11 protein-coding genes are annotated in these 13271 nt (G+C 75.4%); 5 read left to right on the top strand and 6 right to left on the bottom strand.

The features are described from left to right. The 3 genes from GA0070611_RS11515 to GA0070611_RS11505 form a co-directional block, all read right to left on the bottom strand. A complete protein-coding gene (locus GA0070611_RS11515) occupies nt 1-240 on the bottom strand; it encodes a hypothetical protein (RefSeq protein WP_091662375.1) in 240 nt (79 codons plus the stop codon). 68 nt (nt 241-308) lie between these two features. Then, nucleotides 309-3230 carry an AfsR/SARP family transcriptional regulator gene (locus GA0070611_RS11510; RefSeq protein WP_091662370.1) on the bottom strand — a complete coding sequence of 974 codons (2922 nt, stop codon included), beginning with the start codon at nt 3228-3230 and terminating at the stop codon, nt 309-311. A 57-nt stretch (nt 3231-3287) separates the two neighbouring features. Further along, nucleotides 3288-3698 (bottom strand): hypothetical protein, encoded by a 411-nt coding sequence (locus tag GA0070611_RS11505; protein WP_231921413.1) that lies wholly within the window; start codon nt 3696-3698, stop codon nt 3288-3290. 278 nt (nt 3699-3976) lie between these two features. Here GA0070611_RS11505 and GA0070611_RS11500 point away from each other — a divergent pair, with 278 nt between their 5' ends. The 3 genes from GA0070611_RS11500 (at nt 3977) to GA0070611_RS11490 (ending at nt 8026) form a co-directional block, all read left to right on the top strand. Further along, complete coding sequence (locus GA0070611_RS11500; RefSeq protein WP_091662365.1) at nt 3977-6577, top strand: carbohydrate binding domain-containing protein; 2601 nt, start codon at nt 3977-3979, stop codon at nt 6575-6577. Between the two features lie 156 nt (nt 6578-6733). Beyond that, entirely contained in the window at nt 6734-7399 is a 666-nt protein-coding gene (locus GA0070611_RS11495) for a hypothetical protein (protein ID WP_091662361.1), read from the top strand. A 54-nt stretch (nt 7400-7453) separates the two neighbouring features. Continuing rightward, entirely contained in the window at nt 7454-8026 is a 573-nt protein-coding gene (locus GA0070611_RS11490) for a TetR/AcrR family transcriptional regulator (protein WP_091662357.1), read from the top strand. On the opposite strand, the gene GA0070611_RS11485 is transcribed toward GA0070611_RS11490, so the two are convergent. Both GA0070611_RS11485 and GA0070611_RS11480 read right to left on the bottom strand, forming a co-directional pair. Beyond that, the gene (locus GA0070611_RS11485; protein ID WP_091662353.1) at nt 8023-9066 is read right to left on the bottom strand and encodes a polyprenyl synthetase family protein; all 1044 of its coding nucleotides are present in this window, start codon (nt 9064-9066) and stop codon (nt 8023-8025) included. The two genes, GA0070611_RS11490 and GA0070611_RS11485, sit on opposite strands and share 4 nt — an antisense overlap. 8 nt (nt 9067-9074) lie before the next feature. Further along, nucleotides 9075-9485, bottom strand: coding sequence for a hypothetical protein (locus GA0070611_RS11480; protein ID WP_091662350.1), 411 nt, complete (start codon nt 9483-9485; stop codon nt 9075-9077). A 164-nt stretch (nt 9486-9649) separates the two neighbouring features. Between GA0070611_RS11480 and GA0070611_RS11475 the strand changes: the two genes are divergently transcribed. After that, nucleotides 9650-10381, top strand: coding sequence for a DinB family protein (locus GA0070611_RS11475; protein WP_091662345.1), 732 nt, complete (start codon nt 9650-9652; stop codon nt 10379-10381). 64 nt (nt 10382-10445) lie between these two features. Next, nucleotides 10446-11273: a PIG-L family deacetylase gene (locus tag GA0070611_RS11470; protein WP_091662341.1), complete on the top strand. Its 828-nt coding sequence runs from the start codon at nt 10446-10448 to the stop codon at nt 11271-11273. Between the two features lie 12 nt (nt 11274-11285). Here GA0070611_RS11470 and GA0070611_RS11465 read toward each other — a convergent pair whose 3' ends face one another. After that, nucleotides 11286-13253: an AfsR/SARP family transcriptional regulator gene (locus GA0070611_RS11465; protein WP_091672791.1), complete on the bottom strand. Its 1968-nt coding sequence runs from the start codon at nt 13251-13253 to the stop codon at nt 11286-11288. Between the last annotated feature and the right edge of the window lie 18 nt (nt 13254-13271).

Here is a 13271-nt window from a genome sequence, read left to right as displayed (position 1 = left end):
TCAGCAGACGCCGGCCTTCTGGACGTAGCAGACCGGCCGCGACGTCGAGGTCACGCACGAGCCGTAGCAGTTGTAGTAGCCCTGCCGGTAGTAGCGGAAGTACGTCCCGCTGGAGCAGTAGCCGTTGGACGCGACGCACGAACACTTCTGGCCGTTCTCCGGCACGCACGCGCCGGCCTCCTCGCGGCCGAGCACCGCGCCGAGGAGCGTGTCGCCGACGCGGGTGAGGATCCTGGTCATGGGCAGACCTCCTGTTGTGGGTGGTTGCCCGCCACTGTGCCGGTGACCGCTGCGCACGCCCTGCGCTGCTACTGCGCGCCCGCTGCGCCCCGCCAGCGCGGCAGCTGTCCGCGCAGCTCGTCGGCGTACGGGGCGGCGAAGCGCGCGAAGATCGGCAGCGCCTCCTCGCCGAGCGCGACCGCCCGGTCGTACCGGCCCCGGGCGGCCTCGGCCCGGGCCAGCAGGTGCAGCGAGTTCGCCAGCGGGAACGGCTGCCCGATCTCGCGCAGCATCGCCACCGAGCCGGCCAGCTCCCGCACCGCCTGTTCCGCGTCACCCTCCTCCAGGTGCGCCTTGCCGAGCAGCCGGCGCGAGATCGCCTCGCCCCACCCGTGGCGCATCTCCCGGAACGCCGGCGCGGTACGACGCAGCAGCCGGCGGGCGGCGTCCCGGTCCCCGGCGGCGAGGTGGGTGGCGGCCAGCGCCTGCTCGGCGGTGGTCACGCTCATCCGGTCGCCCAGCCGGCGGGCCGCGGTCACCGCCTGCCGCAGCTGGTCCAGGGCCTGCGGCCACCGCTGCGCGTGCCGGTGCAGCAGCCCGATGCTCTCCCGCGCCAACGCCTCGCCCCACAGGTCCCCGCTGTCCTCGAAGACCTCCACCGCCGCCGCGCACGCGGCGTGCGCGAACGGGGAGGTGAGCTGGTACTGCCCGTACTGCATGCCGAGGGTCAGCAGCACGTGCCCGCCGACCGGGCCGACCGGCCAGTGCGCGGCGCACAGCCGCACCGTCAGCAGCAGCGCGGCGTCCGCCTCCCGCACCCGGCCGAGCTGTCGGCAGCAGAGCGAATAGCCCTGGAGCGCGACCAGCCGGTGGGCGAGCCACGGGCCGCGGCCGTCCCGGTGGGCCGCCCGCAGCACCGGCACCGCCTCGGCGTGTCGGTTCAACACCCGGTACGCGGTGCCCAGCACCAGCCGCGCCGTCATCCGGGTCCGCGCCGGCAGGGCGGCCTGCCGGTCCAGCACCCCGTGCAGGCAGTCGACGAGTTCGGGCAGGTGCTGGCTGCGCATCGTCGCGAAGTTGCCCATCGTGCAGGCCAGCCGGCCGGCCAGGTCGACGGCATCGCGGCGCAGCAGGTCCCGCACCGCGGCGACCAGGTTCTCCCGTTCCGCCTCGAACCAGTCCACCGCGGCCCACGGGTCCGTCTCGGCGCGGGGCGTCGCCGCCGGCAGGACCTTGCAGGGCAGCGCCGCGTCGGCCTGCTCGGCGTGTGCGAGCAGCCCGGCGTACCAGTCGATCACCTGCGCGGCGGGCACCTCGGTGCGTTCGCGGGCGTGCAGCCGGACCAGGTCGTGCATCCGGACCCGACCGCCGGCGTCGGCGGTCAGCAGGTGGGCCCGGCAGAGCTGTTCCAGCAGCGGCTCGGTGCGCTCGTCCCACATCCCGAAGCTGCCCAGCGAGGTGCGGCAGAGCACCGCGAGCAGCCGCGCGGCGGGCGCGGGCAGCCGTTCGAAGCCGACCGTGAAGCTGCTGCGCACGTCGAGCCCGTCCAGCGACAGCTCGTCGAGCCGGCGGCGCTCGTCGCGCAGCCGGTCGCGCAGCCTCGCCACGGTCATCGACTCCCGCTCGGCCAGCCGTACCCCGGCGATGCGTAGCGCCAGCGGCAGCCGGCCACACAGCTCCACCACCTCGGCGGCCGCCCCGGCCTCCCGGTCGATCCGCTCCGCCCCGGCGATCGCCGCCAGCAGGTCCAGGCCGTCGTCGACCGGCAGCAGGTCCAGCGGTACGACCTCGGTGCCGGCCAGGCCCGACAGCGCGTTCGTGCTGGTGACCAGCGCGCTGCTGCCGCCGGGCGGCAGCAGCGGTCGCACCTGGGCCGGGTCCGCCGCGCCGTCCAGCAGCACCAGCATGCTCTGGTCGGCGAGCACCGACCGGTACAGCGCCGCGCGTTCCTCGGCCGCCTCCGGGATCGCCTCCCCGGCCACCCCGAGCGCGCGCAGGAAGGCTCCGAGCACCGCGCCGGGCCGGGCCGGGTCCGGGGTGTTGCCGCGCAGCTCGGCGTAGAGGCAGCCGGCCGGGAACCGGTGCCGGCTCTGGTGCGCCGCCCGCAGCGCCAGGGTGGTCTTGCCGGTGCCGGCCAGCCCGGTCACGACGATCACCTGGGCCGCCCCGGGGGTCGACGGGGGCTGGCCCAGCAACGCCAGCAGCCGGCCGAGTTCCTTGTCCCGGCCGACGAAGTCACCGGTGACGCCGGGCAGTTGGTGCGGCCGCACCCGGGTCGCCGGGGGCGACTCCTGCTCGCCGCCGAGGATCTCCCGGTGCAGCCGGCGCAGCTCCGGCCCCGGGTCGATGCCGTGCTCCTCGGCGAGGAGCCGCGCCCCGGACCGGTACGTGGCGAGCGCCTCCGCCTGCCGGCCGCTGCGGTGCAGGGCCACCATGAGCTGGCCGCGCAGCCGTTCCCGCAGCGGCCGGTCGCGGACCAGGACGGTCAGCTCGGGGACGAGCTCGTGGTGCGACCCGAGGGACAGCTGTGCCTCGACGCGCAGCTCGATCGCGTGCTCGCGCAGCTCGCGGAGCCGGTCGCGCTCGAAGTCGACCAGCCGGGAGGTGACGTCGACGAAGGCGTCGTCGCGCCAGCGCGCCAGCGCCCGGTCGAGCAGCTCGACGGCCCGGCGGGCGTCGGAGGTGGCCTCGGCGGCCCGTACGTCGGCGGTGAACCGGGTCGCGTCGACCTCCACGTCCGGGTGCAGTTCGTAGCCGGGGGACCGGGTGAGGACCAGTTCCGGCGTCGTGCGACGGCGGACCGCGGCGACGACCGCCTGGACCCGGTTGCGCGCTCCCGCCGGCGGCTCGTCCGGCCAGAGCCCGTCGATCAGCCGGTCGACGGAGACCAGGTGTCCATGATGGGCGGCCAGGGTCGCGACGAAGGCCCGTTCCAGCGGGGCGAGCGGGGCGGCGGCCCCGTCGACGCTCACCTCGATCCGTCCCAGGACGCCGATCCGATACCCACGCACCGCGAAAAGGTAGCGCGGGCGGTCCCCGGCCCCGTCGGGCCGGGCGGCCGGTGTGAATCAGGTCCGGTGCGACCGGCGGAAGGCCCGCGTCAGGCGGGCGCGCCAGCGGGTACGCCGGGGGTGCAGGAAGAGCGCGATGTCGTCCAACGCGTCCTCGGCGGTGCCGCTGAGGTGGGGGATCGAGCGGGCCGCGCGCAGCGCGGCGACCACCCGGGCCTCGTCCAGCCGGCGGTGCACCCGGGCGAGGTGGCCCAGGCAGGTGGCGGCGAGCGCGCTCACCTCGGGGTCCTCGTGGCGCAGCAGCCGCAGGTGCAGTTCCTGCGGCTGCTGCCAGTCCCCGCCCGGGTACAGCGCGGTGCCGACCATGGCGTCCAGCGCGCCCGCGACGTCGTCGCGGTCCAACGCCGCCAGCACGTCGGCCGGCGTCGCCGGCGGTGGATTGTGGAAGGTGCGCTGCTCGTGACCCATCCGGTCACCTCCTCTGCGGACCCGGACCCTACCGCCGACGCGATCGTGCCGGCGGCAGGCCAGGACCGTTAACCGATTCAGCCCGACTCTCTCCACAGCGTCCACGCGTGACGGACAGGGAAGCAGCGTGTTTCGCCATCGATAACGGTCGAGTAACGCGCGATTTCTGTTGCTTGACGCCCTCGCTCTTAACCGGTTCAGTGGGCGGAGACGACGGCCCGGAGAGCGTCGTCGTCCGGTCGCCGCCGGCGTCGGCGGCACAGCTGCGGAGGTTGACCATGAGACTGCGCATCCGCCGGGCCGCCGTGGCCACGGTGGTCGCCATGCTGGCGGCAGCCGGCCTGTCCGCCGTACCGGCGTCCGCCGACGTGCGGCACCAGGCGGCCGACCCGTCGCCGTCCCGGAGCGGGACGGCCTTCGTCGTCCGCGACGGCACCCGGCTCAGCCTCGCCGGGCGGCCCTTCCGGTTCGCCGGGCCCAACGCGTACTGGCTGGGCCTCGACGAGAACGTCGGCGGCACCGAGCCGGGCGATCCGCCCACCGTGGACTACCCGACGTACTTCCGGATCCGTGACGGGCTCACCACGGCCAGGCGGATGGGCGCCACGGTGGTGCGGGCGCACACCCTCGGCGTCTCCACCGGCAATCCCCGGTCCCTCGAACCGGCGCTGGGCGAGTTCAACCCGGCCGCCTTCGACCGGATCGACTACGCGATCGCCGAGGCCCGCCGGCTCGGCCTGCGGCTGATCATCCCGCTCACCGACAACTGGCAGTACTACCACGGTGGCCGGTACGACTTCCTGCGCTGGCTCGGCCTGAGCACCGACGCCGACGGCGCGGCGTTCTACACCGACCCGCGGGCGCGGGCGGCGTACAAGCAGTACGTCCGGACGCTGCTCACCCACGTCAACCGCTACACCGGCACGGCGTACACCCAGGACCCGACGATCCTGGCCTGGGAGCTGGGCAACGAGCTCAACGGGATGACCCCCGACTGGGTCGACGACACCGCCGGGTACGTCAAGTCCCTCGCCCCCCGGCAGCTCGTCGCGGCCGGCAGCCAGCACGGCACCGACCCCGCCGTGCTCGCCTCGCCGCACGTCGACATCAGCGACTCGCACTACTACCCGCCCACGGCGGCCGGCATCGCGGCGGACGCCGCCGCGGCCACCGCCGCCGGCAAGGTCTACCTCGCCGGCGAGTACGGCTCCGGCCAGGCCACCGACGAGCTGTTGGACCAGGTCGCCGCCAACCCGGACGTCACCGGCGCGCTCTTCTGGTCACTCTTCGGCCACCACGACCACCACGGCTACGTGCCGCACGGCGACGGCTTCACCGTGCACTACCCGGGCGACACGCCCGCGATGCGCCAGGCGGTCGCCGCGCTGACCCGCTTCGCCGGCACGATGGCCGGCCGCCCGGCCCCGGCGGTGACCGGGGACCGGCCCCTGCTGACCGCGATCGACGCCGACTACGGCATCAACACCCTGCGCTGGCGGGGCACCGCGGGCGCCGCCGGCTACCTGGTGCAGCGCCGCGCCCCCGGCCGGGCCTGGGCCACGGTCAGCGGCGACCGGCCGCTGAGCGCCGACGCCGCGCCCTGGTTCGACCTGAGCACCCCCACCGGCCCGGTCGACTACCGCGTGGTCGCGGTCGACGCCGCCGGCAGCGCCCTGGCCACCGCCACGCCGGTCCGCACCGACCCGACCGGCGACCGGGTGACCGACCCGCTGGAGGACTGGTACGTCAGCGCCGGCCACAGCGACTCGCTGCGCCGCACCCCGACCCGCGACGGCGTGCTGGTGGCGCCGGCCCGGGGTACCACGGGCGAGCTGCGCTACCGGCGCGCGGACCTCACCGCCGTCACGGTCACGGTCGGCGCCGCCGGTCACCCCCGCGTCGTGCTGGAGGTCTCCGCCGACGGTACGACCGGCTGGCGTGCCGTGCGGCCCCGGGTCGACCGGGTCGGCCCCGGCCGGTACGCGGTCTCGGCGACCGGGCTGCCCCGGGTGGGCGGGGTGCGGGTGCGCTGGACCCGGGACGCCCGGTTCGCGGTCGCCTCGGTCGACCTGGCCGCCCGCTCCGACGCGGTGACCGACACCGTGCCCGGTGCCTTCACGCTCACCGCCCCGGCCCCGGACGCCACCGGGGTGAGCCGGCTGGCCGCGCTCGACTGGTCCGCCGCGCCGGGAGCCGCGTACTACTCGCTGACCGTCTCCGCGCACGCGGACCTCAGCGCCCCGCTGGTGGCGGTCTCCGGTCTGCGTACCCCCGGTTTCACGCCGACCACGGCCTGGCCCGCCGGCAGCACCCTGTACGTGCGGATCACCGCCGTCAACGGCTACGGCGCCACCACCGCGAACGCGTCCTTCACCACCCGGGCGGACCTGCCCGGGGTGGTGGTCGACGACTTCGACACCTACCCCTCGGACGCGGCGCTCGCCGCCGCCTACCCCCGCAACGGCGGCGGTGACCCGATCACCGCGACGCTGGCCCCGGCCGGCGAGGGCAGCGGGCACAGCATGCTGCTGAGCTGGACCCCCGGCGCCAGCGGCTACGCGGGCGTCATCCACAACCTGCCGACGGCGCAGGACTGGCGCGGCACCACCGGGCTGCGGATGTGGGTGCGACCGGGCAGCGAGGGGCAGCAGTTGACCGTCCAGTTCGTCGCCGGCGGGTTCTTCTGGGAGAAGACACTGAGCTTCACCGGGACGCAGGGCCGGGTCGTCGAGGTGCCGTTCGGCGACTTCGCCCCGCCGCCGTGGGCCACCCCCGGCCCGCTCGACCTGGGCTCGGTCACCCAGCTCTCGCTCTACCCGGGCGGCGCGTCCGGTGCGGCGACCGTGCAGCTCGACTCGATCAGCGCGTACGCCTCCTGACCGCATGGGCGCGGGGCCGGGCACCTCGGTGTCCGGCCCCGCGTGTGTCGACCCCGTCGGTTGCATTGCAGTCGCACTGCAAAACTGGGTAAGCTCGGATGCGATGCGACTGCATTGCGTTCGAGCCGGGCAGCGGCACGCCGAGCGGAGGAGCCCATGGTCGACCCGAACACCCCCGAGTGGGTGGCGACGCGCGGGGTGCTGAGTCGGGCCGCCGCGCTGGAGGCCGCCATGTGGCGCAGCCTGTACGTGTGGGCACGTCGCCGGCCGCTGCCGTTGGCGCCCGGCGACGAGCCGTTCGGCTACCTCGGCGTGGTCAAGCCGATCCTCGGCATCTTCATCGGCCTGTCGATCGTCGAGATCCCCGTCCTCGACCTGATCGTCACCCACGTGGTGCCGTGGCGGCCCGCCCGCTGGATCACGCTGGCCGTCAGCGTCTGGGGTCTGCTCTGGATGGCCGGCCTCTACGCCAGCATGCGGATCCATCCCCACGTCGTGGGCGATGCGGGCCTGCGGGTCCGTTCGGGCGCGGGCATCGACATCCGGATCCCCTGGTCGGATGTCCAGGCCCTGCGCAAGCGGTACCGCTCGCTGCCCCACAGCAGATCGGTGCAGATCACGCAGGAGGGGGACCGCCGGGTGCTGCACCTCGCCGTCGGCAGCCAGACCAGCATCGACGTCCTGCTGCGTCGACCGACCACCTTCGACCTGCCCCGGGGGCGCTCCGCGCCGATCGACGAGCTGCGGCTGTACGCCGACGACCCGGACGGGCTGCTGCGCAGCGCACGTGGCACCCCCGCGACCGGTACCGCCGCCCGGTAGCCGTGCGGCCGCCGGTGGGACGTCCCGGCCACCTGCTGTGGAACGATCGAGGTCATGCCCAAGAAGGTCGATCACCGGGAGCGACGCACCCGGATCGCGGACGCCCTGGTGCGGGTCGCTGCCGAGCAGGGCCTAGAGGCCGTGAGCCTCCGTCACGTGGCGGCCGAGGCCGGCGTGTCCGCCGGCATGGTCCAGCACTACTTCCGCACCAAGGACGAGATGATGGCCTTCGCGATGGCCGTGGTCCGCGAGCGCGGGCAGGCCCGGGTCGCCGCGGCGGTGGCGGGACTGGGCGAGGACCCGCCACCGCGGCTGCTGCTGCGCACGCTGATCGGCGCGCTGCTGCCGCTCGACGAGGGGACCCGCGACGACGGGCGGGTGGCGCTGGCGTTCCTCGCCCACCTCGCCGTACGCCCAGCGGCCGCGCCCGGCCTGCGCGAGGAGACCGCGCAGCTGACCGAGTTCATCGCAGGCCTCCTGCCGTCGCGGGACGCGGCCGCCGCGGCCGGCCTGCTCGCGCTGATGGAAGGGCTGGGCGTCTACCTGCTCGGCGGCCAGTACACCGGCGAGCAGGCGCTGGGCGCGCTGGACGCCCACCTCGACCTGCTCTTCGACCGGGCGGCCTAGCGGCTGCGGTCCACCACGTAGTCGGTCAGGTCCAGCAGGAAGCGGCCGTCCTCGGTGTCGACGGCGGAGCCCAGCGCCCGCTCACCCTCCCGCCGGGCGGCCGCCGCCAGGTCCCGCGCGCTGCGCCGGGCCGCCTCCACGCAGTCGTACGCGAGCAGCCGGCCGTGCAGCCAGCGCACCTCGGCCGCGGTGCGTTGCGCTCGGGTCCGGCCCAGGAACTCGACCAGCCGCTCCCGCTCGTCCGCGGTGCACCGCCGCAGGAAGTCGATCAGGATGAGGGTCCGCTTGCCCTCCCAGAGGTCACCCGCGATCTCCTTGCCGTAGTCGGCGTAGTCGCCGGTCAGGTTGAGCGCGTCGTCCTGGATCTGGAACGCCGCGCCCAGGTACCAGCCGTACCGGTCCAGCACGTCGACCGCCCGCTCCCGGCCGGTGGCGGCCAGGATCCCGGTCCGGCACGGGTAGATGCAGGTGTACCAGGAGGTCTTCTTCAGGCACATCCGGTAGTAGTCGTCGGCGTCCAGGTCGCCCACGTTGTCGCGGATCCAGCCGACCTCGATGGCCTGCCCCTCCAGTGAGTGGCGCAGCATGAGCTCGGTCTCCTCGAACAGCCGCCAGGCGATCCCGGAGCCGAGCGCCGCCCGGTTCGCGGCGAGTCGCTGCAACGCCAGCAGGTTGGTCATGTTGCCGACGTTCAGCGCCACGCCCACCCCGTACTCGGCGTGCAGCGTCCGGCCGCCACGCCGCTGCTCGCTGGCGTCCTGGATGTCGTCGTGGATGAGGAAGGCGTTGTGGAACAGCTCCACGGTCACGGCGGCGTTGAGCCCCACCGACGGCGCGCCGCCGAACGCCCGGCAGGTGGCGAGGCAGAGCGCGGCCCGCAGGCCCTTGCCCCAGCGTCGCGGGTACTCGGTGACCAGGTCGTAGAGGTAGCGCGGGCCGCCCGCGGGCACGTCGTCGAGGAGCGCGCCGAGGGCCAGGTCGCGGTAGCGCGCCAGCATCCGCTCGACGTGGTCGCCGGCCACCCCGGTGGTGGGGGCCATCGCCTGCGCTACCCGTCGGTGCGTGCCGGGCCGGTCGGGGTCGGCGGCGTGAGCCGGTCGGCGAGCCCGTTGGCCACCTCCGGCACGAGCCGGGCGAGGTTGAGGACGGTGTCCAGCGCGTCGTGCGCGTCCGAGGTGTACCGGCGGACGACCTCGCCGCGCTGGTCGTCCGACATCTTCAGCTGGGTGACCACGGTGTCGATCAGCGCGTGCCCGTCGGTGCGTACCCGCGCCACCAGCTCATCGAACGCCTCCGGGTCCACCCGCCGGCTCTCGCTCAGCTTCTCCTCCAGCCGGCGCGCGCCGGCCAGTCCCGCCGCGAGTTCCTCCTCCAGCACCGTGGCCGCGTGGGTCACCGTCTCGGAGGTCTCCTCGGCCACCTTCTCGAAGCGCTCGTCGCCGCGCTCACCGTCCGTCATGGGCGAAGTCTCCACCGGGCGGACACCGCAGGCCAGAGCTGTGTCGGCATGGTGACTCCCGGTATTCATGTTCCCGGGCGCGGCGGCCGACCCGGCCGGCGGGCAGCGGATTGTCGGACCCGTCCGCTACCGTCGCGGCCACCACCCGACGGAGGGAGTGTGCGATGGCCGAGGACGGTGCCACCGCGTTCGTCGACCGCGATCTGCGGGGCGCGCGGTTCGACCGCACCACGTTGGCGGGCGCGGTGATGCGCGGCGTCGACGTGCGCGGGCTCGACATCGACGCGCCGTGGCTGGCGGACGGCCCGCTGCTGGTCAACGGAGTCGACGTCACGCCGCTGGTCGAGGCCGAGCTCAACCGCCGGTTCCCCGGGCGCGAGCTGCGCCGGGCCGTGGATCCGGCCGGGCTGCGCGCCGCCTGGACGGCGGTGGAACGCGCCTGGGCCGCCGCGGTCGACCGGGTGGCGGCCCTGCCCGAGGGTGCCGCCGACGTCTCGGTCGATGGCGAGTGGTCGTTCGCGCAGACCCTGCGCCACCTGGCGTTCGCCACCGACGCCTGGCTGGGCAAGGCGGTCCTGCGCCGGCCGCAGCCCTTCCACCCGCTCGGCCAGCCGCACGTGGAGTACGCGACCGACGGCTACGACACGTCGATCTTCGCCACCGACCGGCCGAGCTTCGCCGAGGTGCTCGACCTGCGGGCCGAGCGGCAGGCGATGGTGCGCGACTTCCTCGCCACCGCCACGCCGGAGCTGCTCGCCCAGCCCCGCCCGACCGCCTGGTCGCCCGAGCACGAGGAACCGGTACGCCACTGCCTCTACGTCATCCTCGACGAGGAGTGGGAGCACCTGCGCTTCGCGCTGCGCGACCTCGACGCCCAGGAGCGGGCCGCGGCGTGACACCCGACCGACCGGTCACCGGACGGCGGCGCGGCGGGTCGGCGGTTCCTCATAGGGTGGTGGGGTGACGCGACGATCCCTGACCCTGATGGCGGTGCACGCGCACCCCGACGACGAGGCGACCAGCACGGGCGGCGTGCTCGCCCGCTACGCGGCGGAGGGCGTGACGACCGTCCTCGTGACCTGCACGGACGGGCGGTGCGGCGACGGCCCCGACGGGGTCAAGCCGGGCGACCCCGGGCACGACCCGGACGCCGTGGTGGCGATGCGCCGGGCCGAGCTGGCGGCCAGCTGCGAGGCGCTGAAGGTCACCCATCTGGAGACGCTGGACTACGCCGACTCGGGGATGATGGGGTGGGCGACCAACCACGCCCCGGAGGCGTTCTGGAACACGCCGGTCGACGAGGCCGCGGACCGGCTGGCCGAGCTGATCCGCCGGTACCGCCCCGACGTGATCGTCACCTACGACGAGAACGGCTTCTACGGCCACCCCGACCACATCCAGGCGCACCGCATCACGATGGCCGCCGTGCAGCGCACCGACGTGGCCGCGAAGGTCTACTGGACCACGGTGCCGCGCAGCGCCTTCCAGGAGTTCGGGCGGGTGATGAAGGAGATCGGCGTCGAGTTCCCGGAGCCGGACGGCACCGAGGGGATGCCGGAGCTCGGCCTGCCCGACGACGAGATCACCACCTGGGTGGACACCACCGCCTACGGCGGCCAGAAGTTCGCGTCCCTGGCCGCCCACGCCAGCCAGGCCGAGAACATCTTCTTCCTGCAACTGGGCCAGGACCGGTTCACCGAGCTGATGGGGCGGGAGACCTTCGTCCGGGTGCGGGACACCACCGGCGCCCCGACACCGGAGGACGACCTGTTCGCCGGGCTGCGCTGAGCGCGGCCCCGGTCAGCGGTCGCGCAGGGCGGCGGCGAGCCGGTCGAGGTGCCGGCGGACGGGTCCGACCGTGAGCAGCCCGCTGCCGGCGCCGGCCAGCTCGGCCGCCGCCGGGGCGAGCGCACGGTGGGAGCGACGCATCGCGGCCGGGTCGTCGAGCGACACGGCGGCCTGTGCGGTGAGGCACCAGAGCGCCTCCAGCAGCAGGTCGCGGGGCGGCTCCGGGGTCCGGCGCAGCGCCGCCGCCGCGCCCCGGCGGTCGTCGCGCGCGAGCAGGACCAGCGGACGGGCCCAGGGGGCGTACGGGCCCCAGTCGGTGTCCTCGTCGGCCGGTGCGGGCACGCCGTGCCACACCCGCAGGCAGAGCAGCGCCAGCGGGAGCAGTCCCCGTTCCACCCCGGGCATGCCGCTGCCGGCCAGCCGGGCCGCCGCCGCCCGGTAGCCGGACTCCGCCTCGGCCACCGGGGCGCCCCCGGCGGCCAGCCGCATCGCCCGGTAGCCGGCGGTGAACACCCCGGCGAGCGGATGGCCGTGCCGGTCGGCGAGCGCGTCCACGGCCGCGGCGTGCGCGTCGGCGGTGCCGAAGTCGGCCAGCGCGCCGCGCGCCTGGAGCCGGATCAGGTGCCCGAGGATGGCGGACGTCACCAGCCCGTGCCGTTCGCCCAGCGCGACGAGTTCCGTGCCGATCTCGTCCCGCTCGGCGGCCAGCCCGGCCCGGTGGAAGGTCTGCATGAACCGTCCGTTGAGGGCGAAGGCCAGCAGCCCGGGGTCGGCCAGCCGGCGGGCGAGCCGCTCCGCCTCCCGGGCCGCCTCGGGTCCGCGCGGTGACCGGGTGCCGCGCGACTCCACCGCGATCGTGGCCAGCAACCGGGCCCGGGTGGCCTCGGACGCGCCGGGGCGCAGCCCGGCCAGCGCCTGCTCGGCCGCCGCCACCACCCGCGCCGCCAGCGCCGGGTCGTCCGCCCGGGTCCAGACGGCCGGCACGTCGTAGCCGCCGATGATCCGGGCGGTGAGGTCCGGGTCACCGAGCTGCTCGGCGGCGGAGATCGCCGCGACCCGTTGCCGCGCCGCGGCCTCCAGCCCGGAGGGGCCGGTCACCGCGAGGCTGCGGAGCAGCCCGACGGTCGACTCCAGCCGCGCCGGCGAGCCGGGCACCACGACCCGCTCGTACGCGGCCGCGGCCGCCGCCCAGACCTGCGCCGGCCCAAGCGGCCCCGGCTCGGCCGGCGCCTCGTCGGCCTGCCGGAGCAGGTCGGTCTCCAGTTGGCGCAGCCGTGGGCCGGGGTCCACCCCCAACTGTTCCCGCAGCAGGTCCCGGGCGCGGCGCAGCACCGCGAGCGCGTCGCGTTGCCGTCCGGCCCGGTAGAGCGCCAGCGCCAGCAGCCGCCAGGCGTCCTCCCGCCACGGGTGGCCACTGATGTGGGCGTCGAGGTCCGGCACGACGTCGGCGGGGCGGCCGAGCGCCAGCAGCGCCTCGGCCCGCCGCTCGATCGCGGTCAACCGCAGCTGCTCCAGCCGGGAGCGCTCCGTCACCGCCCACGGCTCGTCGGAGAAGTCGGCGTACGCGGGCCCCCGCCACCAGCCGAGCGCCTCGTCGATCCGGTCCAGCGCCGCCCGGGGAGCGGCGTCGGTGGCGTCGGCGAGCGCCGACTCGAACCGCCAGGCGTCGACCGTGTCCGGCGTCGCCCGCAGCGCGTAGCCGGGCCCCTCGGTGACCAGCAGCCGGGCCGGCTCGCGGGGCCGCCGGTCCGGCTCCAGGGCCCGCCGCAACGCCGCCACGAAGGTCCGCAGGGCGCTCACCGCGCCCGGCGGGGGTGCCGTCCAGAGGTCGTCCACGAGCCGCTCGACCGGGACCATCCGGCCCCGCGCCACGATCAGCCGGGCCAGCACCGCCCGGTGCCGGGGTCCCTTCACGTCGCGCGGCGCGCCGGTGTCGTCCCAGGCGGTCACCGGCCCGAGCACGCCGAAGCTGACCTGCACCGACACCTCCTCCGCGAA

The sequence above is a fragment of the Micromonospora auratinigra genome (assembly GCF_900089595.1).
GTDB lineage: Bacteria > Actinomycetota > Actinomycetes > Mycobacteriales > Micromonosporaceae > Micromonospora > Micromonospora auratinigra.
The sequence above is the reverse complement of the archived record's forward strand: the minus strand, read 5'-3'. Positions and strand labels throughout refer to the sequence as shown.

Bases quoted from the DNA above. Each gene is read 5' to 3' on its own strand.
- GA0070611_RS11515 (WP_091662375.1), bottom strand. From the start codon at position 240: ATGACCAGGATCCTCACCCGCGTCGGCGACACGCTCCTCGGCGCGGTG.
- GA0070611_RS11505 (WP_231921413.1), bottom strand. From the start codon at position 3,698: ATGGGTCACGAGCAGCGCACCTTCCACAATCCACCGCCGGCGACGCCG.
- GA0070611_RS11500 (WP_091662365.1), top strand. From the start codon at position 3,977: ATGAGACTGCGCATCCGCCGGGCCGCCGTGGCCACGGTGGTCGCCATG.
- GA0070611_RS11495 (WP_091662361.1), top strand. From the start codon at position 6,734: ATGGTCGACCCGAACACCCCCGAGTGGGTGGCGACGCGCGGGGTGCTG.
- GA0070611_RS11490 (WP_091662357.1), top strand. From the start codon at position 7,454: ATGCCCAAGAAGGTCGATCACCGGGAGCGACGCACCCGGATCGCGGAC.
- GA0070611_RS11485 (WP_091662353.1), bottom strand. From the start codon at position 9,066: ATGGCCCCCACCACCGGGGTGGCCGGCGACCACGTCGAGCGGATGCTG.
- GA0070611_RS11480 (WP_091662350.1), bottom strand. From the start codon at position 9,485: ATGACGGACGGTGAGCGCGGCGACGAGCGCTTCGAGAAGGTGGCCGAG.
- GA0070611_RS11475 (WP_091662345.1), top strand. From the start codon at position 9,650: ATGGCCGAGGACGGTGCCACCGCGTTCGTCGACCGCGATCTGCGGGGC.